This window comes from Streptomyces sp. NPDC031100 (assembly GCF_055570785.1).
The window spans coordinates 155869-174276 of record NZ_JBVIGN010000007.1 but is presented as its reverse complement, the minus strand read 5'-3'; the positions used below and the strand labels follow the sequence as shown (position 1 = coordinate 174276).

Sequence of the window (18408 nt, the reverse complement as noted above, 5' to 3'; positions counted from 1 at the left end):
TCGTCCTCGGCGCCACCGGATGGGCTCTGCTCGGTCCCGAAAAGACCACCTCGGACAGCAACGCGGACCACGTCAGCAGACCCGTCGCGACAGCGACCCAAGCGACCAGCCACCGCTACAAGACCGCCCAGAGCATCGCCGACGCCCTCACCGCCGCTGGCTTCACCGTCTCCATGCTGCACAAGGAGACTGAGGACACCTACATCAGCGATGTCGGTGGCACGGCGTACAACTTCACCGTCACCGACAAGGCCGGCCAGCCCGCGCCCGGCGATGATGGGATCAACATGTTCCCCAATACCAAGGCGTTGGGGAACTGGACGGGCATGTCGCAAGGGTTCGGCGGTATCGCAGTCACCGGGGACACGTGGGCGGTCAGCCTGCCCACCACCGGCCAGGCTGCCCGGACGGACAGCCAACGCCTGGCGCCGAAGATCGCGAAGGCCCTCGGCGGCACCGTGCAGCGCTGAGCCACATCCCGAACAGCCCGAACGCACGGTTACACAGGTCCCCGGGCCGTCACGGCTCCGCAACAGCCACAGCAGAACGGCGGCCGCGTGGACATCCTGAGCCGGTGCACATCGACATCAACGCCCTGATCAACACGGCTGGCACGCTTGCTGCCGTCGCACTCGGTGCCGGGCTGACCGCCCGCATCAACTCCCGCGCGACCGCCCGCGCCGAAGCGAAAAACGAACGCGACGCTCTCGGCACGCAGTTCGACGCCATGGTGCTCGCCGTCGCCGGACTCCGCGCGGCCATCGAGGCTGACCACGTCCTGTGGAGCAACTGGAAGGAACAGGCGCGCGCCTTCCTCCTGGCCACAGTGACAGGCCTCGCCCCGGCATCGTTCGTCCGGGGCTCGGACCGACGTCAGATCGCCGCTGCTCTCGGCGGCGCCGGCTGGTTCCTGGCCCACGAGCGACACCAGAGTCGGCAGGCTTCGGCCGGCATGACGCCGAAGCTGGAAGCCGTGGTCGCCGCCGCTTCTCCGCTCCAGCGGCATGCCAGTGCCGAAGTGCGTGACGCCACCGACGCGCTCGTGGCTGCGGCCTTCGCCTACCACCAATCCCGCGATCCCCAGCAGCTGGAAGCAGCAGCCGCCGACTTCGGAACTGCGGTCCGCTCCGTGATGTACGCGCCTCCGCGCCGCCGCCTCCCGTGGCACCGTGTCGACCAGTGATCGGCCGTCGGGCCCACGGCGTACGCTGGCGGCGAGCCCTTGAAAGGGGCAGGCGTACCGGGTGGCCGTACACCGCCCGCGTCTCGGGTGGGCCGCGCGAACCCGTGCGCCCGGGAGGGGTAGAATCCCGGCCCACCCAACAAGGAGTTGCGACGTGCATGGGCGTGCTACCGACCTTGCGGTCCCCTCCCGGTACCCCAGCCTCCCGGACGGGTTACACCATGGCGGCGCCACTGGGTGCCCGCAGCGGGACTCGAACCCGTACTTCCCATCGCTCTCACCGGCACGTCGCCAGCCGGATGCTGATCAGCGTACGCCCGATCAGTCCTCGGCGTCGTACAACTCGGAGAAGGAACGGCGTGCCACGCCGCCGGTGTAGGTCATGAGGTGCTCCATCTCCTCGGCAGTCAGCGTACGCGGATCCTGGAGTCCCTGCACGAACAGGCCCACATAGACGCGTCCAGCTGCCAGGGCAGCTTCGGACGGACTCGGCCCCATGCCCAGCAGACGGCGGATCAGACGGTGCATGCAGCCAGCATGGCACTGCGCACCGGCCGGGCACACTGGACACGTGAGCACCACGCTTCTCGCCCCACTCGAAGACCCCTCGTACGAGCCGAAGCATCCGCCCATCGACGGCCTGGTGCCGACCGTCGTCGCCCGATGGGCACCCGCGTCACAGCTCCGCTGGTTCCGCCGATTCCGCCACCAGTTGGCCCACGGCCAGGACCTGACCCAGCTCCACACCGAGTCGCCCCACCACACGGATTGGTGCTGCGCCCCATGCCAGGCCGAGCACAGCAGGACCTGGGCGTCATGGCCGACGGCTGGTGCTGCTGCAAGGACGGCAGGACCAGCCGATGAAGCAGTCCACCGGACGTGACGGCCGGCCTCTCGTCACCACCGCCCAGGCCGCCTACAGCCTGGGCATGGACCCGAAGCAGTTCCGGGACTGGGCACGTCAGCGAGGCCTCGCCCCGGCTGGCTCCCGACCCAACCCCATGCGCGGCCAGGCCCTCGCGCTCTGGGACCTGGCCGACATCACCGACGCCCTTTGCCTCACCACGTAGGACACGGTCTTACAGCCGCTAACAGAATGATCTGTGGCATGGCGCGGGGTGGCCCCTCAAGGGATGGGGCGTAGGACGGCTGTGTAGTTCTCTCCGCCGTACAGGGATTCGTAGCGGATCGTGAGTGTGAGCCGTCGATTGATCAGGTCCTCGACTTCGGCGTCGTTCTGCGGGTCGTAGCTCACGACACTCAACAAGTACTGTTCGTAGTCGGTGGCGATGACCTCTCCGTTGTTGAAAGTCACAGCGGATGGGCGCACCGACAGGCGGTCGCGGACGCCGTCGACACTGAGTTTGTTCCAGGCGCCGATCACTTCGTCATCGACGATGAGCGTGCTGTCGACGATCACCGCTGGTCCGAGTCCCGAGTTGATGAGCCGGATCCCCGCCCTGCCGCCCACTGGCCAGCCGCGGTGTAGTTGGAGTATCGGGCGCACCGAGTGGCGGTTGTGCTGCCGCATGGCGTGCGTCTGGTAGGCCGAGACGACTAGTGACGCGACAGCGATCACGACTGCGCATATCGCCGTGATGGTCTCTGCGTTCATCCATCCCCCTGGTGAACTCCCTCGCAAGGACGGTATCCGAACCGGTCATCGTGTCCCAGCCCGACCGTTGCTGGTTGGTCAGGTCATGGGGGCGTCGCCGTGGGTCGTGTCAGATGAGCTGTGGGAGCGGATCGAACCGCTGTTGCCGAGGAGAGAGAGGCGGTTCCGGTACCCCGGGCGCAAGCCGCTGCCGGACCGGGACGTGCTGTGCGGAATCTTGTACGTGCTGCACACCGGCATCCAGTGGGAGTACCTGCCCCAAGAGCTGGGCTTCGGCTCAGGCATGACCTGCTGGCGCAGGCTGCGGGACTGGAACGAGGCCGGCGTCCGGCAGCGGCTCCACGAAGTCCTGCTGGCAGACCTCAACGCGGCCTCACGTCTGGACTGGTCCCGCTGCGTGGTCGACTCTTCCCACGTCAGAGCCCTAAAAGGGGGAGCCACACGGGCCCGTCGCCGGTCGACCGGGGCCGGGCTGGCTCGAAGCATCACCTGATCACCGACGGGCACGGCACCCCGCTCGCAGTCCTGCTAACCGGTGGCAACCGCCACGACGTCACCCAGATGCTGCCCCTGCTCGACTCGATCCCGCCGGTCCGCGGCCGGGTGGGCCGGCCGCGCCGCAAGCCCGACTCGCTCTTCGCCGATCGCGGCTCGCCGAATTCCGTAGTGGCACCGTCCGCTTCAACCGTGCCACCCTCAGTGGCGGCTGGGTCACCTTCGACAGTGCCCACTCCACCGGCGCTCGTGTGAACTTCCGAGACGCTGCCTTCACAAGCGGAGAAGTCCCTTTCGAGGGTGCTGAGTTCTCCGCTGGCACCATCGACTTCACTGGCGCGACCTTCACCGGCACCACAGTCAACTTCGGTGAACACCACCTCCCTTCCATCTACCGCACGGCACCGCCCGCCCGCTTCAGCGGCGGCACCGTCGACTTGTCCCAAGTAGCCGACTTCAGCCATCCCCCGAGGTTCGGCCTGCAGGTGATGCCCTCTGGACTGCGGCTTCCCTCAGGCACAAGCATTTCTGACCTGCCTTGAGCTCGTTCCTGTCCGGTTCGGCAGCCCAGAGTCCGGTTGACGTCTGCCAGCGCCGGTTTTCGGGCGTCGCCGCCAACCTCGCCGTCCTCGCGGGCTGGAAGTCGCACGACGTCGGCCCCGGGAGTGGGGGCGCCGAAGCCCGTCGGATGGTGCTGACCTGGCCGTTTGCTGTGCTGGAGTACTCTCGGGCGGCAGGGCCTCGGCCTGGGTGGTTGTGGTGCCGAAGAAGGAACGCCGGTCGGTCGTCTTCGGCGGGGCGGTCGGCAGGTTGTAGGTGGCGATCTGCTCAGGGGTGACCGCGACCCGCTCCACGACTCCCGAACCCGATCCCGCTGCCACCCAACTCACTGACCCCACCCCACACACTCACAGCCATGGGTGCTCGATGGACCTCATCGTTGGGCACGCTCGGGCCTGTTGATCATTCGGCTGGCGATCCAGGAACCAAGCCGTTTCCGTTGATTCGCCAGAGATCACGGGAAAATGCCGAATTTTGTTCGGCAGATCGTCCACTGGGCGTTGTAAAAATCCATCTTGGCTGCGAGCGGCGAACGCCCTCCGCCGTTCCCCGCCTGCGGAACGGTCGCGCGACGACCCCGGAGTGCCCTACCCATGAACCCGACCGCCGCCTTCGTCCCAGCGACGGCCACAGATCCAGGGCAGGAACTGGACGGCCGCGACTTCGTGCTCCCGGTGAGCGGCTTGGACGACGTTGAGCGGCTGCGCGCGCTGGACACGGTGGACGAGTACCTTTCGAATAAGCGCAAGCACCTTGTCGGCTACCAGGCGACGCAGGACATGCAGGGCACCGCGCTGGACCTGGCCCGGTTCATGCCGAACAACATCAACAACCTCGGCGACCCGTTCCAGAGCGGCGGCTACAAGCCGAACACCAAGGTGCTCGAGCGAGCGGTGCTCGACTACTACGCGCGGCTATGGAACGCCAAGCGCCCGCACGACCCGGCCGACCCCGAGTCGTACTGGGGCTACATGCTCTCCATGGGCTCCACCGAGGGCAACATGTACGCGCTCTGGAACGCCCGGGACTACCTGAGCGGCAAGGCGCTGATCCAGTCGCCGACAGCCCCACCGCGGTATGTTCAGGCCACGCCCGACCGGCAGAACCCCCATGCCCACCGTCCGGTGGCCTTCTACTCCGAGGACACCCACTACTCCTTCGCCAAGGCCGTGCGGGTGCTCGGCGTCGAGACCTTCCACACCGTCGGCCTGGAGCAGTACCCGGACCAGTGCCCGCTGCCCCACCCCGCCACGGGACGGCGCGAGTGGCCGGCCGAGGTGCCCTCCCGGCCCGGCTCTTCAGGACGCTCCTGGGACGGTCCGGGCGAGATCGACATCGACGCCCTGGCCGTGCTGGTCGATTTCTTCGCCGCGAATGGGCACCCGATCTTCATCAACCTCAACCTCGGCAGCACCTTCAAGGGCGCCCACGACGACGTACGGAAGGTCTGCGAGCGGCTGCTCCCGATCTTTGAGCAGCATGGCCTGGTCCGGCGCGAGGTGGTCTACGGCACCAACCCGCACACCGGTGAGCCGTTGGTCGACCTGCGCCGGGGCTTCTGGATCCACGTGGACGGCGCCCTCGGCGCCGGCTACGCCCCGTTCATGCGGATGGCCTCCCAGAAACCGGCGTCCTACGGCTGGACCCCGGAGACAGAGCTGCCGGAGTTCGACTTCGGCCTCATGCTGCCCACCAGCACGTTCGGCGAGCTCGACATGGTCTCCTCGATAGCCATGAGCGGCCACAAATGGCCCGGCGCGCCGTGGCCGTGCGGTATCTACATGACGAAGGTCAAGTACCAGATCTCACCACCGTCCCAGCCGGACTACATCGGCACGCCGGACACCACCTTCGCCGGTTCCCGCAACGGCTTCTCCCCGCTGGTCCTCTGGGACCACCTGTCCCGGCACTCCTACCAGGACCAGGTGGACCGGATCCGCAGCGCCCAGGAACTGGCCGGCTACCTGGAACAGCGCCTGCAACTTATGGAGCAGGAACTGGGCGTCGAGCTCTGGCCGGCACGCACCCCAGGCGCCGTCACCGTGCGCTTCCGCAAACCCAGCGCGGAACTGGTGGCGAAGTGGTCACTGTCCTCGCAGGATGTGCTGACGGCCCCCGGTGACGAGTCCACCCGACGCAGTTACGTGCACGTCTTCCTGATGCCGTCAGTCGATCGGGCCAAGCTGGACACCTTGCTGACTGAACTCGCCGAAGACCCCGCCATCCTGGACCTTGCCACCGGGCCGCGGTGAGCTTGATCCTTAACGTCTGGCTTGGTCTCGTTCGTAGAGGATGCTTGGGTGTTTGGCGGTTTTGCCCACATTGTGACGGGTGGCGGGGTGCCGGTTCTTGGAGCCGGGCGGACGTCCGGGGCCGGGGCGGCTGGGTTTGGGCACGCGGGCCGGGCAGGCCAGGTGAGGTCGGAGGTGTCGGAACCCGCGCCGGACGCGAGACGGGGTGAGAGCGACGCCGGGGCGGGTGGTTTTCTCCCAGGGCTTGCGCTGGTCGGTGGCGAGCGGAGCGGCAAGGCGGAGCTGGGTGTGCGTGGTGATCACGCAATGCCGCGAAGTTAGGGTCCCGGAGACGGTGTCAAAGTGTCGGGCAGCGTGATCTTGTAGGTGTTCGGTGCCGTGCGGGTCAGCAGGCTGCGGCGAGCCCAGAGGCAGAGTTGGGGGGTGAGATTTGTCAATCCCCTCGCAGCGTGGAGACGATCTATGCGGCCAGTCCCTCGGGGAGGGTGGCTCGGTAGTCACGTTCGTAGTCGATCGGGCTCTTGAACCCGCATACGCTGTGTAGGCGCCTGGTGTTGTAGAAGTCGGTGATCCAGGTGGCGATCTTGATGCGGGCCTCGGTGCGCAACCGTGTTCACCGATACCCGCCAGCCTCGGCGCACCAGCTCGATGAACACCTTCGGCGAGCCGTAGGTGCCGCCCGAGCCGTGGAAGATCTCCTCGATCTCCTCGGCCAGCTGCTGCCGGCGCACCTCACGCGCGGTCGGCGCGTGGTCGCGCCACTTGTAAAACCACGACTCCGAAACCCCCAGCGCCCGGCAGGCGGTGCGGTACGGAATCTTCTGCTCGGCCGTGCAGTTGCTGATCACCCCGACCGCGACGGCCGGGTCCGCCTCAGCTACTTCACCCACAAGGCCACGAATCGCTTGCACACATCACGTTCCATCTCCAGCTCGCGGATGCGCTTGTCCTTCTCCCTGGCCTCGGCCCGCAGCCGCTCCAGCTCAGCGCGCTCACTCTTCCGCAGCCGACCCCCTGGCGATGGCTCGGCCACCGGCCGGTCCGACGACGGCGACCCGTTGCGCTGCGCTCGCGACACCCAGCTGTGCAGGGTCCCCGGGTGGATACCCAGATCCTCAGCCACTTCCGGAATCAGCTTCCCGGTCTCCGTCACGATCCGTACCGCCCCCTCGCGGAACTCAGCGTCGTAGATGCGCTTCCTGGATGCCATGACCCCCAACTATCCCTCCGGTCACGGTCTCCACAGTAGGAGGGGAACCTCAAGGATCTGGGCGGGCAGGGCCGCAAGCGAAGGATCACTGAGCTTCTTCAGCGTGGCCGCTGATCGGGTGACGGGCGGCGGGTCGTAACGGGCGAGGCCCTTGAGCGAGATGTCTCACGTCTCAACTCGCCGGCCAGGTTGCCTCGTTGGTGACCTATCCTTGCGCACTCGACCTGCCGCACGCACTCGTTGAGTGGGTGACCATGCTGATCGTCACCCGCGAGGGTGACCGCCGCTGCAAGCTCCGCCCCTCCCAGCGGGCCATGGTGGCCCTGGTGTATCTACGCGAGCACACCACCCTCGCCAAGATCGCCGCGGGCTTCCGCATCAGCGAAGCCACCGCCCACGCCTACGTACACAGCGTGACCGCACTCCTGGGGGACAAAGCCCCGTCTCTCACCCGCGCCCTGCGACGGGCCAAGCCGGAGTACGTGGACGGCACCATCGCCGAGTGCGACCGGGTCGGCGACGGCGAACGCGACTATTCCGGCAAGGCCCGACGGCATGGCGTGAACATCCAGGCCGTCACCGGCCCGACCGGCGAGCTGATCTGGTACTCGCCCGCACTGCCGGGCCGCACCGTGGACATCACCGCCGCCCGCACCCACCGCATCATCACCGTGTGTGAACGCCTGAAGATTCCCGTCCTCGCGGACAAAGCCTACGAAGGAGCCGGCGGAACCTTCTGCACACCCTTCAAACGGCACTGCGGCCGCGAGCTGACCACGCACCAGAAGGCCGTCAACCGCGCGCACGCCCGGCTCCGCAGCCCGGTCGAGCGAGCCTTCGCCCAACTCAAGTCCTGGCGGATCTTCCGCCATGCCCGCTGCAGCCCCAACCGCCTGACGTCAATCGCCGCAGCTGTCCTCACCCTGGAGAGGCACCGCTGAAGAGGCTCAGTGAGCAGGCCGTCCAGTTCCGGCAGACGCACGCCGCTGATGGCAGTTCTCTAGGGGGTCGAGGTGTCGCGATGCCGATGTTCTCGCGTTGATGCAGCTCAGCACTGATGCAGCTGAACCTATACAGCGCAACACGTGTGGCGCTATCGCTGGTTCGAGTGGTGGGCTGTGGCTCTTCCCCGTCCGCCACCCAGCGGCAGCCGACCCACGCCGCGTGAGATCGGCGTCCCAGCGCGGCAGGGCCGCCCGTGAGGCATCCAGTGCGCACGATCGAGGTTGCCCTCGGCGCCGACCAACCCGCAGCGTTGCGAAGACGTGCATCCTCACCCGATCAGCATCGCCCAGATGGCCCACCCTGAGCACAGCCGCAAGGCTGGACTGGTGAAAGAGCCACTCGGGCAATGCTGCCTCGTCGACTGAAGCGGAAGGTGAACATGCCGCGACCGGATGATCCCGTGGGCCGGGTAATCGCCGGGCGCTACCGACTGGTGCGCAGCGTGGGAGCCGGCGGTATGGGGCGTGTTTGGCTTGCCCACGACGAGGAATTGGCGTGCGATGTTGCGCTCAAGGAAATCGCCGTGCCGCCGGAGGTTTCGGAGCAGGAGCTGAATGCGCGCATCGCCCGAGCGCGAGGTGAAGCACGGCACTCCGCTCGCCTGCGGAGCAACCCCCACGTGGTGACGGTCTACGACACTGTCGTCGACGGTGGCCTGCCGTGGGTCGTCATGGAGTACGTGTCTGGAGCACAGGACCTTGAGGCCGTGGTCCGCGAAAGCGGAACCCTGTCACCAGATGACACAGCCGGACTCGGCCTGGCGCTGCTCGATGCACTGACTGCGGGCCACCAGATGGGCATCCTGCATCGGGACGTCAAACCCTCCAACGTCCTGCTGACCGCTCCAGAGCCGCAAGGCCCACATCCGGCCCGGGTCGAAAGGGTCCTGCTCACCGATTACGGCATCTCGCTTCAACAGGACGTCGGCGAACTACGGCTCACCACCGCTGCCGGAATCATCGGAACTCCTGGCTTCATGGCACCGGAACGAGCGCGCGGCTCCGAGCCAACGCCAGCATCAGACCTGTTCTCACTCGGTGCCACGCTGTACTTCGCGGTTGAAGGCCGCGGCCCCTTCGACCGGAGCTCCGCAGTAGAAACGCTCGCTGCGCTGCTCACCGAAGACCCCACCCCACCCAGCCGAGCTGGCAGCCTGGCCCCCTTCCTACTGAAACTACTCGCCAAAGACCCCGCGCACAGACTGCGCGCAGACGACGCAGCCCTCCTCCTCCGTCAGCTCACCAGCGAGCCCACCCAACCCCCGCCGCGGACTATCACCGACCTGCCGCGGCCCATCAAGCAACCCTCGACCCCACAACCTCCAACTCGGCCTCCACAGCCAAAACCTTCGCTACGCCCACCGTCACGCAAGAGCCTGGAACGCGTCTGGCCGTTCTGGAACCGTCCAAGAACCTCAGACCGCGTTTGAGATCTACTGGGATGCCAGCCATGCGGTGTACCAAGTGCCGAAGTCTGGTCCTGGGGTCAGACCACCCCAGGAGCGGTCGTCGAGCCACACTTGTCCGGCATTGCTTCCTGTTATGACCAGGCGGGAGAAGGTACCGCAGCCCATCTCGCCGAGGACCAGGGTCCCCGTGACCGAGTAGTCAGCGTCGCCTCCCCTGCCCGGCCCCGGCCAGTCCGTGGAGTGCGGGAACGGGGTGGCCAGGAAGCCCACGTGCAAACACTCGGCCCGAAGGTCGTGCAGGGCCTCTTCATCGTCTACTTCCTCTGCCAGGCCCAGGAGTCCGTAGTCCGGTCCCGCTCCGCCGCCGGCGACCGCGCTCAGGAAGCCTCGGTAGGAGGCGGGAAGGGTGACGCGGTGCAGCTGCTCGAACGAGCGGATCGCCTCCTCCGCCAGAGGCGGGTGAAGCCGGTACCGGTGGTGAGAGGCGCCGAAGCGGCGATGCTCGGGATCTTCCCGAGCCATCGCGGCAACACGCGAGCGCACCGAGGCGCCGTTCCAAGTTCCGCTCGGGGCGGCAGCGTCACTGGTCACGCCCGAACCGTACCCTCGTCCGGCCGCACCCGGACCAATGGCTTGGGGCCCGGCCGTGTGGCGGGACGGCCGCGGGTGAGTCGGCGGACCATGATGCCGATCACTGCCCATCGGATCATGGTCTCCGATCGGGCCGGGCTGGCCTCGTAATCCCGGGCCAGACGTCGGTGGGCGGTGAGCCATGAGAAGGTGAGTTCCACCGCCCACCGCTCCGACTGAACCTGGAAACCGCGCTGATCAGGGTCCTTCCGGACGATCTCCAACTCGCGACCGAGCGTGTGCGCGGTCCAGTCGACCACGCACCAGCAGTACCCGGTCCGCCAATGGCAGGCACCACGGACGGCCGCCCCCGGGGCCGTTCCCGCCCCGTTCCCGTACCACCCTCAGCAACCGTTCGAACTGCCGCATCCGCAGCCCTGTGAACGTCTCCACCTACACCGGCTCAGCCCTCAACATCCCACGCATACAAGGAAAATGCCCAGATCACAGCCTTCTGCAACACGCTTTAAGACTTGATCCGTAATTCACCAAAGGGTGAGCTGCGCCCCCACATGGACACCTCAGGCGGAGAACTCCAGCCACCTCTGGTAGTAGGTGTTGTTGCACTCGTGAGTGCGCAGACCGTAGTAGAACGAGTCGTCCATGCACTGCCGGGTCTTCTGGTTCCGGAAGGTGATCCACGGTTCCCCGTTGGGGAAGGTGCCCCGGGTCACGTACCAGCTTTCCTCTTCGGAGTTGTCACACCCGGCGTGCTCGATGATGCCGTCCTTGTTGTCGCTGGTCCACCACGTCTGCCGGATGCACAGATAGGTGCGCATGTTCTGGAAGCGGATCGTGCCGTCGTCGTAGTGGTGGATGATCCACCGCTGCCAGCCGCCGTCGCGGGAGTTCTGGTTGCAGCTGAAGGTGCGCAGCTGCTCCCAGTCGCTTCCGGAGGCATACGTCGAATCGTCCAGACACAGGTAGGTGTCGTCGTTGCGGAACGAGTACGGCCACTCGTCCCAGTATGCGGCGGCCGTGCCGGTTCCCATCACGCTGAAGGTGACGGCCGCGGCGGTGGTGGTGGCCAGGGCCGCGAGTCTGCGCGGTATCCGCATGAGCATGTCCCCCTCGTGGATGCGATGGGGCTCATCATGCCGGGGGCGGCCCAAGAGCACCACCCTCACAACACCCAGGTGCCGCGCCCCTGTTCACCGGCTTATTCGGCGTCGGCGTGACCACCGTGCACCGCATCATCCACCGCATGGCTCCGCTGTTCGCCGGGCCCCGGGATCGACTACGCGTAATTACGGAACATCCCTTAAGGGCTGTCCCGCAATGGCGTGGCAGCGATGGTGCGAGCCGTTGATCGGGTAGGCGGGTGAGGGGCCAGGGGCTGGCCGTTTACCCTCGTGTCGTGGAGAAGTCCTGGGAGTCGCCGAATAGCACCGATGCCCTGGTGAGTGCGTTTCCGTCCCGGCTTGCTGGTGACGTCCGGAGTGTTCTGGCAGTCGTACCGGACGGCAGGCTCTCATCCGCGGACCCGTTCCAGGTCGAGGTGTGGGGTGAGACCGTCACCATCCCCTCGCGGATCTACCACGATGAGCCGAACGCCGACGTGGTGCGTTCACTGCCCGGGATCCAGCAGGTGATCTTGCACTGCCTGTACTCCCGGCACTGCGATGGCAAGGTCCGTCAGCGTCACCTCGAACAGATTGTGAGGCTGGACGAGGCGTGGGTGGTCCCGTTCGTCGTGCAGCTGGCCGGTGAGTACGTGGTGGAGATCCTTGAGGCGATCTACCGAGGGCTGCCCGGACTCGGTGTCCCGGACTCGGTCCAGCGCGGACTCTATGGGGAGTTCATCGCTCGGAATCCTGCGTTTTTCGCCCGCACGGAACGACGTGTGGTGAGCTACTGGTCCTGCTACTACCGCTGGAAATACCCGGAATTCGGCACGTATCCGGGAAGCTCGCTGGCGGAAGCGTTTCGGGCCGCCGCCTCGGAACGGGCGGGCGCGCCATGGCCCCGCCACACACCTGCCCCACTGATGAACACAGGCGGACAGACGACCTGAGCCCTCCACCGTCTATCCGGTGAGGGCGAGGTTGTGCAGGCGCGCGATGCCGAGCATCGCGTGTCGCCGATCAATGTCTGTCCGGGCCGGGTGGCAAGGAGTTCCGGTTCGGCGTCGAGCAGGTCCAGCAGCGTGTCGCGCTCGTCGGTTTTCGCTCCGGTCAGGGCGAAGGCGACGGGCAGTCCCTGGAGCGTGCACACCAGGTGCAGGCGCAGGCCCCAAAAGAAGCGGCTGTGGCCGGCGCTGTAGCCGTACTCGGCCCATCCGGCCAGCTCGGAGCGTTTGACGGTCTCGCGGGAGCGCCCGCATTCCACGGGCGTGGAGTCCACGATCCATACGTCGTCGCTCCACACGAATGTGTCCGTGGCCAGCAGCCGGGTGATCCGGCGGAGCAGCTCGACGGCCTTGCGCAGGCGCTTGTTGTAGCCGGGCTGCTGGGGCAGGTACGAGAACAGATGCCGCAGATGAGCGCGGGCGTGGCGGAGCCACTTGGCCTCGGAGGTGAACCCGAGCATGGCCTGCATCACCGCGAGGGTGACCAGCTCGGCGTCGGTGAGTTTGGGGGTGATCCCGACAGTCGGTCGCCACGGCGCGAGATGCGGCGATGCCTTCAGCAGGTCGTCGGATTTCACGTACAGTGCGGTGGCGAGGGAGTCCAAGTCTGGCGTCACAACCGCACTTTGGGCTCCCTCATCTCATGCGCGCAGCCGATCCCTTGGAATCGATCATCTAGCCATGGTCAGCCTGTCCAGGGGTCGTAGGACCAGAAGTGGTCGTCGTTGTCGTTGCACCACCACAGGGTGATGCGGGCACCGTCGGGGGTGCCCAGGCCGTCGACGTCCAGGCAGAGCTGTGATTGCCTACTGCCGTACTCCAGCCGGCTCCCTGATAGGACGTGACGTGCGGCTGTGCTCACCCCGTACCGCTGTGGGGTGACCGCAGAGGGTGCTCTGGTCCGCCCAGCACGGAGCCTGTGGGCGCGGGCTCGGGGGCGCCGAGGTCGACCATAGGCGTGCTGCTGGTGACGACGTCGACGCGGTGGCGGCGAGCGTAGGCGGCCAGGGCGAGGAACAACCTCGGTTCCGTAGCGGTCCCTCGCGCGGCCGCCGAGCAGTCCCGGTGTCAGGCGGACGCGGCCCAGGAGCAGGCGGAGGTTGTCCGGTCCGTGGTCGGCGGCCAGTTGCTGGGTGTGGAGGGGATCGGGCTTCTCGACGAGTGCGGCCATGGCGCGGACGGGCCCGGTACCGGTGCAGATGATCACCCCGTGGCTGGTGGCGGACCGGATGTCGAACGGGCCGGCCAGGACGGCGGGGGTGTGAGGGGCGCCGGCGCCGACCAGTTCGCGCAGTGCGGTGTGGCTGGGGTCGACGTTGTCGGAGAAGAGCAGGCAGACGTCTGGGCTGCGCAGGTGCTGGGAGCCGTTGAGCGCGGAGGTGATGTCGGCGTAGCGGCCTCGCTGGGCGATTAAGTCCACCCGCAGGTCCTCGGTGGGCGGGTGGGGGCTGACAGGCTGTTGGGAGAGTTCCTGGTAGCGGGCCAGGGCGCCGGGGGCGAGGGTCTGGCGGGCCCAGTCGATGAACGGTGTGTAGTAGGGGTGGTGGACGACCACGGCATGCCGGATGCCGGTGGCGGCGGCTTCGGTCAGCACGTGGAGGAGACCGGGGTGTCCCCCGACCGGGCGGAATTCCTTGGGCAGGAATGGTGACCAGCCATTGACGCGGGTCCCCAGTCCTCCGGCCGCGATCACCACTCCTGCGGGTTGGGTCGTCACTGATCCGCCCTCCGGCTGGTGTCAGCCAGCGCTAGCGTTGCGGGATGCATACGCGTGTGACAGGTGTCGTCATCGAGGACGACGCGATTCTGCTGCTGGACCAGGACACCGAAGGGGCCCGGTCGTGGTCCCTGCCCGGAGGCAAGGTCGAGAACGGCGAGACCCTCGAGGAGGCTCTGGTCCGCGAGATGCGGGAGGAGACCGGCGTCGAGGTCGAGGTCGGCCGTCTGCTGTACGTCTGCGACGTGACGTCGGCTCATGTCGTTCACATCACCTTCGAGGCCCGCCGGGTCGGCGGGCAGGTCGGGGTCGTTACGGAGGGCGCGGATACGCGTCCGATCCGGCAGGTGGCGTTCGTGCCGCTCGACCGCCTGCCGGAGCTGGGGTTCAGCGAGAAGTTCACGAAGCTGTGCAGGGAGGGCTATCCCGGGGCTGGCTCCTACATGGGGCCGAAGTCCGCGATCGGACTATGACCCGAACGTGCTGATCAGGAGGCGGTCCAGCTCGCCCACGGGGCGGGCGGGGCCGTCGAGGGCGTCGATCCATCCGTTGAGGCGGTGCGCGAGTTCCCACGCCCCGAGTCCGGTGGACGCCGAGGTCCGCTCGTCGCGCACGGGGCGGATGCCGACTCCGCGCGAGGAGCCCAGCAGGTAGCGGGAGCGCACCGCCCCGATGGCGTCCTGGGTGCCCGGCGTGTTCCACGCCGCCCCGAACAGGTGCCGTTGAGCGGGCGCGTCCGGCGGAAGCGAAGGGCCGTCGCCGCACCAGGTCTGGACGTTGCCCACCAGGTGGTGGACGTCGGACGACGGGCGGCCGGGTTCCAGTACCGGGCAGGTATCGCCCACCGCGTAGTCGCAGTTGTAGGCGTGGGCGCCGGCGGTGGCCTCGGCTGCCTCGGCCCGGGTGGGCAGGCGGGCGCCGAGCCAGGCCGCCACGGTGGCCGCCCCGAGCCATGTCACCCAAGAGGCCGGGTGCGCCTCGTAGCCGGGGCTCACCCGCCACTGCCTCGTGCGCGCATCACGGTGCAGCCGCCCGCCACGCTCGTGCGGCATCGGGCAGACCAGCAGGTTCGTCCCCAGGTGCGTGTTCGGCAGCCCGGCCGCCTGGAGCAGGGTCAGAAGCTCTGCCATCTCCGCGTTGGTGACCAGTTGGTTCCGCCACGACGCCCCGCCCGGCAGCGGAAGGTAGACCGGAGCCGGGACAGGCCCGGCAGACGCCTGCGGCTGTGCGGGCGTCCGGCGGCGGACAGCAGGCCTGCGTACCTCGTACCGGTCGTCACCAGCCAGCCACTCGGCTGCGGTTGCCGTGACCTGCCCGTCCAGGAACGAGCGGGCGCCGGCCACCGTGGCGTCCACGGTGCTGCGGACCAGGTCCGCCGTTGCGGGGTCGACTTCAGCGACCAAGCCGTCCTTGCCGCCGGTGGTAACGAACGTCGGGTCCAGCACCGCGCCCGCACTATCGGGAGCCGACTGGGGTGTGCCGGAGGAGAGCGTGATGCCCAGATGCTGGGCCAGTTCGGCGAGCACTGTCTGCCGTCGCCTACGTGCTGCTCGTACGGCACCACGGCGATGTCCCTGCCCGAGGTGCTCAACGACTTGGCCAGTAGCAGGGCGTTGAGCGCGATGAGGCGGCCCAGCGCGACGGGGGCGGCGGGATCGTCCAGGGGGACCAGAGGTGCGAAGTCCCGCCAGCGCGGGGAGCGGGCACTCGCGGCCACCTGGGTGTACCGCTGGCCGTAGGCCCACCGCTCCCACAGCCGGCCGCGCTCGAAGGACGACGCGATGCCGATGGGGGCACGGGTGAGGACCACCACCGGGGAGTGGGGCAGCAGCCGCACAACGGTGTCCGTGGCGACGAACAGGTTCGTCTCCTTGACCAGGTGCCGGGGCTGGCCATACAGGTCGCTCAGCGCGCAGGCCAGATGGTGCCTGCCCAGTGCGCCGAGAGCGGTCCCGCTCAGGTCGGCCGGTGTGCGGTTGCACGGGGACAGCGGGTGTTCCCTTCCGAGTTGTTGCCGGAAGGGCTCGTTGTGCTGGGGCATCACCGGCCGCAGGGAGTCGGACAGCCAGTTCGAGCCGACCCGCTCGAACGTCCCCAGCGCCAGACACGGCGCCATCCGCGCGGCGTCCCGGCCGTACAGCCCGGCGACCTGTGCAGCGATCTCGTCGACGGTTCCCGGGCTGGTCGACGCCGAGGCGGCGGTTGGCGGCGGGGCGGACGTGGACGGGGTGGGAACCAGCATGGAGTCCTCCTCCTGGCAGGACGGCCGGGCCGAGGACGGCCATGACCACGGGGGCAGCGCTGGTCCGGCTGGGCTGGGGTGTGACGTCCCGCCCAGCCCAGCCGGGGTCTACAAGGGGTGGAGCAGGACGAGGACCAGGGCGAGGAGCGTGCCGCCGAGGCACTACGTCTGCCGCCAGGCCCACCACGGCGGTCCGCTGCGGCGGGGCCTGCGGCGATGCCGGGTCACGGTGCGGGCGGCCGGGCGGGCGGGATGCGTGCGCCGTCGCGGTCCGGGTGCTGCGCTGGCCGGTCGCGGTGTCCTCAACGTCCCGGCCGATCACGACATGAGGGCCGGGGCGCTGCTGGACCTGCGCCGGCGGCTGCCCGCGCTGGGGGCGGACGCGACACTCGTGCAGTGGCTGGACGCAGCAATGGACGCGGACCGGATCATTGCGGCCGGGCTTGCCGGCGATGTCGGCGGGCCCCATCCGCTGGCCGAGTGGGTGCACACCCGGGACACCGCGCACATGCTGGCCTGGGCGCTGAACGGCACCACCCCGTCCGCGCTCGCCGGCCGGTTACCCAGGCCCCGGCGGGGGCCGGTCGCCGTCGCACCGCAATTGGCGCCTGCCGAACGGACGGTCTTCTTCGATCACCTGCGAGCCACGACCGAGCACGAAGCCGCACAGGGGGAGCCGGGGGGTGCTGCTGCACCGCCAAGCGCTGTATCTGGCGTCGTACGATCACGGCCCGGATGCGGCCGCATGGACCGCGCACACCTTGCACCGCCGACGCGACGTCCTTGCCCGACGGGGCTGGTCCCCGCACTGGGCGGAGGCCCGCTCCACCGCCACGGCGCTCGCCCGGCTCGGCGACCCGCAGCCACTGCAGGACTTCATCGACCGCGCCCTGGCCGACGACGACACCGCCGAGGCCGCGAACCTCAACTCCTGGGCGCTGTGGCTCGGTGCGCTGCCGGTGCCGCAGGCCGACGATGCCTTCATGCGCAACCGGGACCTCACGGGCTGGGACCCGGTGACCCTGCTGCGCGGGCTGGCCCGCGGGCTGCACCTGGCGCCCGGCTTTGCCGACCTGTACGCGCACTCGCTGTGGTCGTTGCTGACCGCGTTCCCCTGGCTGCCGCAGGCGGCCGGACAGCTCGCCGGTCCGCTGCGCGAGCGGACCGCCCAGCTCCTGGACGGAGCAGCCATCTCGGCAAGATCGAGGCGCGAACTCGCCCACGTCCACTACGTTTTCGATCACAACCGCTGACGATGGAGGACCGCATGGCCGACGACACCACCAGGGGCACCGCGAGCTTCATCTCCGAGATGGGCGTGCTCAAGCGCGTCGCACGGACCGGCTGGTGGTTCACCGGCAACAAGGCCCCGGAGTCCGTCGCCGAACACTCCTTCCGGGTCGGGGTGATCGGCTCGGTGCTCGCCATGATGGAGGGTGCCGACCCGGCCCGAGTTGCACTGATGTGCCTGTTCCACGACAGCCAGGAGACCCGCGTCGGAGACATCCCGCACATCGGCCGGAAGTACATCAGGGCCGCGCCGAACGAGGAGGTGACCGCCGATCAGGTCGCCAACGCCCACCCGGCCGTCCGCGAGGGCGTGCAGGGTGCGGTCGACGAGTACGAGGCCGGTGAGACCCCGGAGGCGATCGTCGCCCACGACGCCGACAAGCTGGAGTGCCTCGTGCAGGCCGTCGAATACCGGGAACAGGGCTACAGCCTCACTCAGAACTGGATCGACACCAGCCTCGCCTCGCTCAAGACGCCCTCGGCGAAGGCCCTCGCCGACGCCGCGCTGTCAATGCCCTCGCTGGAGTGGCAGAAGAACTTCCTGCCCTGATCCCAGGTCCCGCACTCAGGTGAGGACCCCGGCGCGTGCCGGGGTCCTCTGCATTCTCACCTCTAATACGGCCCGCGACGCCGAGGGCAACATCTGGACCTTCGGAACGTACGGGCCCTGCGCTGACGGGTCGAAGTGGCGTCGCCGCACTCACGCCCCCTCCACGGGCGGTTCACCACCCG

General features: G+C 68.2%; 19 protein-coding genes and 4 pseudogenes. 10 read left to right on the top strand and 13 right to left on the bottom strand.

From position 1 onward, the window contains the following. Positions 1-173: 173 nt before the first annotated feature. Both ACZ5DS_RS21130 and ACZ5DS_RS21125 read left to right on the top strand, forming a co-directional pair. Positions 174-470 carry a hypothetical protein gene (locus tag ACZ5DS_RS21130; protein ID WP_468240689.1) on the top strand — a complete coding sequence of 99 codons (297 nt, stop codon included), beginning with the start codon at positions 174-176 and terminating at the stop codon, positions 468-470. Positions 471-574: 104 nt separating this feature from the next. Further along, entirely contained in the window at positions 575-1183 is a 609-nt protein-coding gene (locus ACZ5DS_RS21125) for a hypothetical protein (protein WP_468240686.1), read from the top strand. Between the two features lie 321 nt (positions 1184-1504). On the opposite strand, the gene ACZ5DS_RS21120 is transcribed toward ACZ5DS_RS21125, so the two are convergent. Next, complete coding sequence (locus ACZ5DS_RS21120) at positions 1505-1711, bottom strand: hypothetical protein (RefSeq protein ID WP_468240683.1); 207 nt, start codon at positions 1709-1711, stop codon at positions 1505-1507. Between the two features lie 332 nt (positions 1712-2043). Here ACZ5DS_RS21120 and ACZ5DS_RS21115 point away from each other — a divergent pair, with 332 nt between their 5' ends. Further along, positions 2044-2253, top strand: coding sequence for a hypothetical protein (locus ACZ5DS_RS21115; protein WP_468240680.1), 210 nt, complete (start codon positions 2044-2046; stop codon positions 2251-2253). A gap of 56 nt (positions 2254-2309) precedes the next feature. On the opposite strand, the gene ACZ5DS_RS21110 is transcribed toward ACZ5DS_RS21115, so the two are convergent. Beyond that, positions 2310-2798, bottom strand: a complete 489-nt coding sequence (locus ACZ5DS_RS21110) for a hypothetical protein (RefSeq protein WP_468240677.1) — start codon at positions 2796-2798, stop codon at positions 2310-2312. Between the two features lie 85 nt (positions 2799-2883). Here ACZ5DS_RS21110 and ACZ5DS_RS21105 point away from each other — a divergent pair. Together ACZ5DS_RS21105 and ACZ5DS_RS21100 are read left to right on the top strand one after the other, a co-directional pair. Continuing rightward, a pseudogene (locus ACZ5DS_RS21105) lies at positions 2884-3464 on the top strand (IS5 family transposase); the annotation flags it as partial. A gap of 983 nt (positions 3465-4447) precedes the next feature. Then, positions 4448-6106 carry a PLP-dependent aminotransferase family protein gene (locus tag ACZ5DS_RS21100; protein WP_468240674.1) on the top strand — a complete coding sequence of 553 codons (1659 nt, stop codon included), beginning with the start codon at positions 4448-4450 and terminating at the stop codon, positions 6104-6106. A 9-nt stretch (positions 6107-6115) separates the two neighbouring features. Here the strand turns inward: ACZ5DS_RS21100 and ACZ5DS_RS21095 are convergent. The 3 genes and pseudogenes from ACZ5DS_RS21095 to ACZ5DS_RS21085 form a co-directional block, all read right to left on the bottom strand. After that, positions 6116-6409, bottom strand: a pseudogene (locus tag ACZ5DS_RS21095) (NF041680 family putative transposase); the annotation flags it as partial. A 194-nt stretch (positions 6410-6603) separates the two neighbouring features. Continuing rightward, positions 6604-7017: an IS3 family transposase gene (locus ACZ5DS_RS21090; protein ID WP_468240671.1), complete on the bottom strand. Its 414-nt coding sequence runs from the start codon at positions 7015-7017 to the stop codon at positions 6604-6606. Further along, positions 6984-7316, bottom strand: a complete 333-nt coding sequence (locus ACZ5DS_RS21085) for a transposase (protein ID WP_468240669.1) — start codon at positions 7314-7316, stop codon at positions 6984-6986. The genes ACZ5DS_RS21090 and ACZ5DS_RS21085 overlap by 34 nt, the downstream gene beginning before the upstream one ends. A gap of 197 nt (positions 7317-7513) precedes the next feature. On the opposite strand from ACZ5DS_RS21085, the gene ACZ5DS_RS21080 reads away from it, so the two are divergent. Together ACZ5DS_RS21080 and ACZ5DS_RS21075 are read left to right on the top strand one after the other, a co-directional pair. Beyond that, entirely contained in the window at positions 7514-8257 is a 744-nt protein-coding gene (locus ACZ5DS_RS21080; RefSeq protein ID WP_468240667.1) for a transposase, read from the top strand. A gap of 443 nt (positions 8258-8700) precedes the next feature. Further along, on the top strand, positions 8701-9750 hold the full coding sequence (locus ACZ5DS_RS21075) for a serine/threonine-protein kinase (protein WP_468240664.1): 1050 nt from the start codon (positions 8701-8703) through the stop codon (positions 9748-9750). 3 nt (positions 9751-9753) lie between these two features. Here the strand turns inward: ACZ5DS_RS21075 and ACZ5DS_RS21070 are convergent, their stop codons facing one another. From ACZ5DS_RS21070 to ACZ5DS_RS21045, 6 genes and pseudogenes are all read right to left on the bottom strand, one after another. Beyond that, complete coding sequence (locus tag ACZ5DS_RS21070) at positions 9754-10320, bottom strand: SMI1/KNR4 family protein (RefSeq protein ID WP_468240662.1); 567 nt, start codon at positions 10318-10320, stop codon at positions 9754-9756. Further along, on the bottom strand, positions 10317-10619 hold the full coding sequence (locus tag ACZ5DS_RS21065; RefSeq protein ID WP_468241302.1) for a hypothetical protein: 303 nt from the start codon (positions 10617-10619) through the stop codon (positions 10317-10319). The genes ACZ5DS_RS21070 and ACZ5DS_RS21065 overlap by 4 nt, the downstream gene beginning before the upstream one ends. Position 10620: 1 nt before the next feature. Beyond that, a pseudogene (locus ACZ5DS_RS21060) lies at positions 10621-10752 on the bottom strand (IS5/IS1182 family transposase); the annotation flags it as partial. 128 nt (positions 10753-10880) lie between these two features. Further along, positions 10881-11423 carry an RICIN domain-containing protein gene (locus ACZ5DS_RS21055; protein ID WP_468240660.1) on the bottom strand — a complete coding sequence of 181 codons (543 nt, stop codon included), beginning with the start codon at positions 11421-11423 and terminating at the stop codon, positions 10881-10883. A 1012-nt stretch (positions 11424-12435) separates the two neighbouring features. Then, a pseudogene (locus ACZ5DS_RS21050) lies at positions 12436-13044 on the bottom strand (transposase); the annotation flags it as partial. Positions 13045-13112: 68 nt separating this feature from the next. Next, positions 13113-14144, bottom strand: coding sequence for a polypeptide N-acetylgalactosaminyltransferase (locus ACZ5DS_RS21045; RefSeq protein WP_468240657.1), 1032 nt, complete (start codon positions 14142-14144; stop codon positions 13113-13115). A 44-nt stretch (positions 14145-14188) separates the two neighbouring features. On the opposite strand from ACZ5DS_RS21045, the gene ACZ5DS_RS21040 reads away from it, so the two are divergent. Then, a complete protein-coding gene (locus ACZ5DS_RS21040; protein WP_468240655.1) occupies positions 14189-14617 on the top strand; it encodes an NUDIX domain-containing protein in 429 nt (142 codons plus the stop codon). Here the strand turns inward: ACZ5DS_RS21040 and ACZ5DS_RS21035 are convergent. Then, positions 14612-15274: an SUMF1/EgtB/PvdO family nonheme iron enzyme gene (locus tag ACZ5DS_RS21035; RefSeq protein WP_468240653.1), complete on the bottom strand. Its 663-nt coding sequence runs from the start codon at positions 15272-15274 to the stop codon at positions 14612-14614. The two genes, ACZ5DS_RS21040 and ACZ5DS_RS21035, sit on opposite strands and share 6 nt — an antisense overlap. After that, complete coding sequence (locus ACZ5DS_RS21030) at positions 15259-16386, bottom strand: hypothetical protein (RefSeq protein ID WP_468240650.1); 1128 nt, start codon at positions 16384-16386, stop codon at positions 15259-15261. The genes ACZ5DS_RS21035 and ACZ5DS_RS21030 overlap by 16 nt, the downstream gene beginning before the upstream one ends. A 683-nt stretch (positions 16387-17069) precedes the next feature. On the opposite strand from ACZ5DS_RS21030, the gene ACZ5DS_RS21025 reads away from it, so the two are divergent. Further along, complete coding sequence (locus ACZ5DS_RS21025; RefSeq protein ID WP_468240648.1) at positions 17070-17639, top strand: transcriptional regulator; 570 nt, start codon at positions 17070-17072, stop codon at positions 17637-17639. Positions 17640-17653: 14 nt separating this feature from the next. Next, positions 17654-18226, top strand: a complete 573-nt coding sequence (locus ACZ5DS_RS21020) for an HD domain-containing protein (protein WP_468240645.1) — start codon at positions 17654-17656, stop codon at positions 18224-18226. The last annotated feature ends 182 nt before the right edge of the window (positions 18227-18408 follow it).

Bases quoted from the DNA above. Each gene is read 5' to 3' on its own strand.
- ACZ5DS_RS21075 (WP_468240664.1), top strand. From the start codon at position 8,701: ATGCCGCGACCGGATGATCCCGTGGGCCGGGTAATCGCCGGGCGCTAC.
- ACZ5DS_RS21035 (WP_468240653.1), bottom strand. From the start codon at position 15,274: ATGGCAGAGCTTCTGACCCTGCTCCAGGCGGCCGGGCTGCCGAACACG.
- ACZ5DS_RS21100 (WP_468240674.1), top strand. From the start codon at position 4,448: ATGAACCCGACCGCCGCCTTCGTCCCAGCGACGGCCACAGATCCAGGG.
- ACZ5DS_RS21040 (WP_468240655.1), top strand. From the start codon at position 14,189: ATGCATACGCGTGTGACAGGTGTCGTCATCGAGGACGACGCGATTCTG.
- ACZ5DS_RS21020 (WP_468240645.1), top strand. From the start codon at position 17,654: ATGGCCGACGACACCACCAGGGGCACCGCGAGCTTCATCTCCGAGATG.
- ACZ5DS_RS21110 (WP_468240677.1), bottom strand. From the start codon at position 2,798: ATGAACGCAGAGACCATCACGGCGATATGCGCAGTCGTGATCGCTGTC.
- ACZ5DS_RS21030 (WP_468240650.1), bottom strand. From the start codon at position 16,386: ATGCTGGTTCCCACCCCGTCCACGTCCGCCCCGCCGCCAACCGCCGCC.
- ACZ5DS_RS21120 (WP_468240683.1), bottom strand. From the start codon at position 1,711: ATGCACCGTCTGATCCGCCGTCTGCTGGGCATGGGGCCGAGTCCGTCC.
- ACZ5DS_RS21115 (WP_468240680.1), top strand. From the start codon at position 2,044: ATGAAGCAGTCCACCGGACGTGACGGCCGGCCTCTCGTCACCACCGCC.
- ACZ5DS_RS21055 (WP_468240660.1), bottom strand. From the start codon at position 11,423: ATGCTCATGCGGATACCGCGCAGACTCGCGGCCCTGGCCACCACCACC.
- ACZ5DS_RS21130 (WP_468240689.1), top strand. From the start codon at position 174: ATGCTGCACAAGGAGACTGAGGACACCTACATCAGCGATGTCGGTGGC.
- ACZ5DS_RS21085 (WP_468240669.1), bottom strand. From the start codon at position 7,316: ATGGCATCCAGGAAGCGCATCTACGACGCTGAGTTCCGCGAGGGGGCG.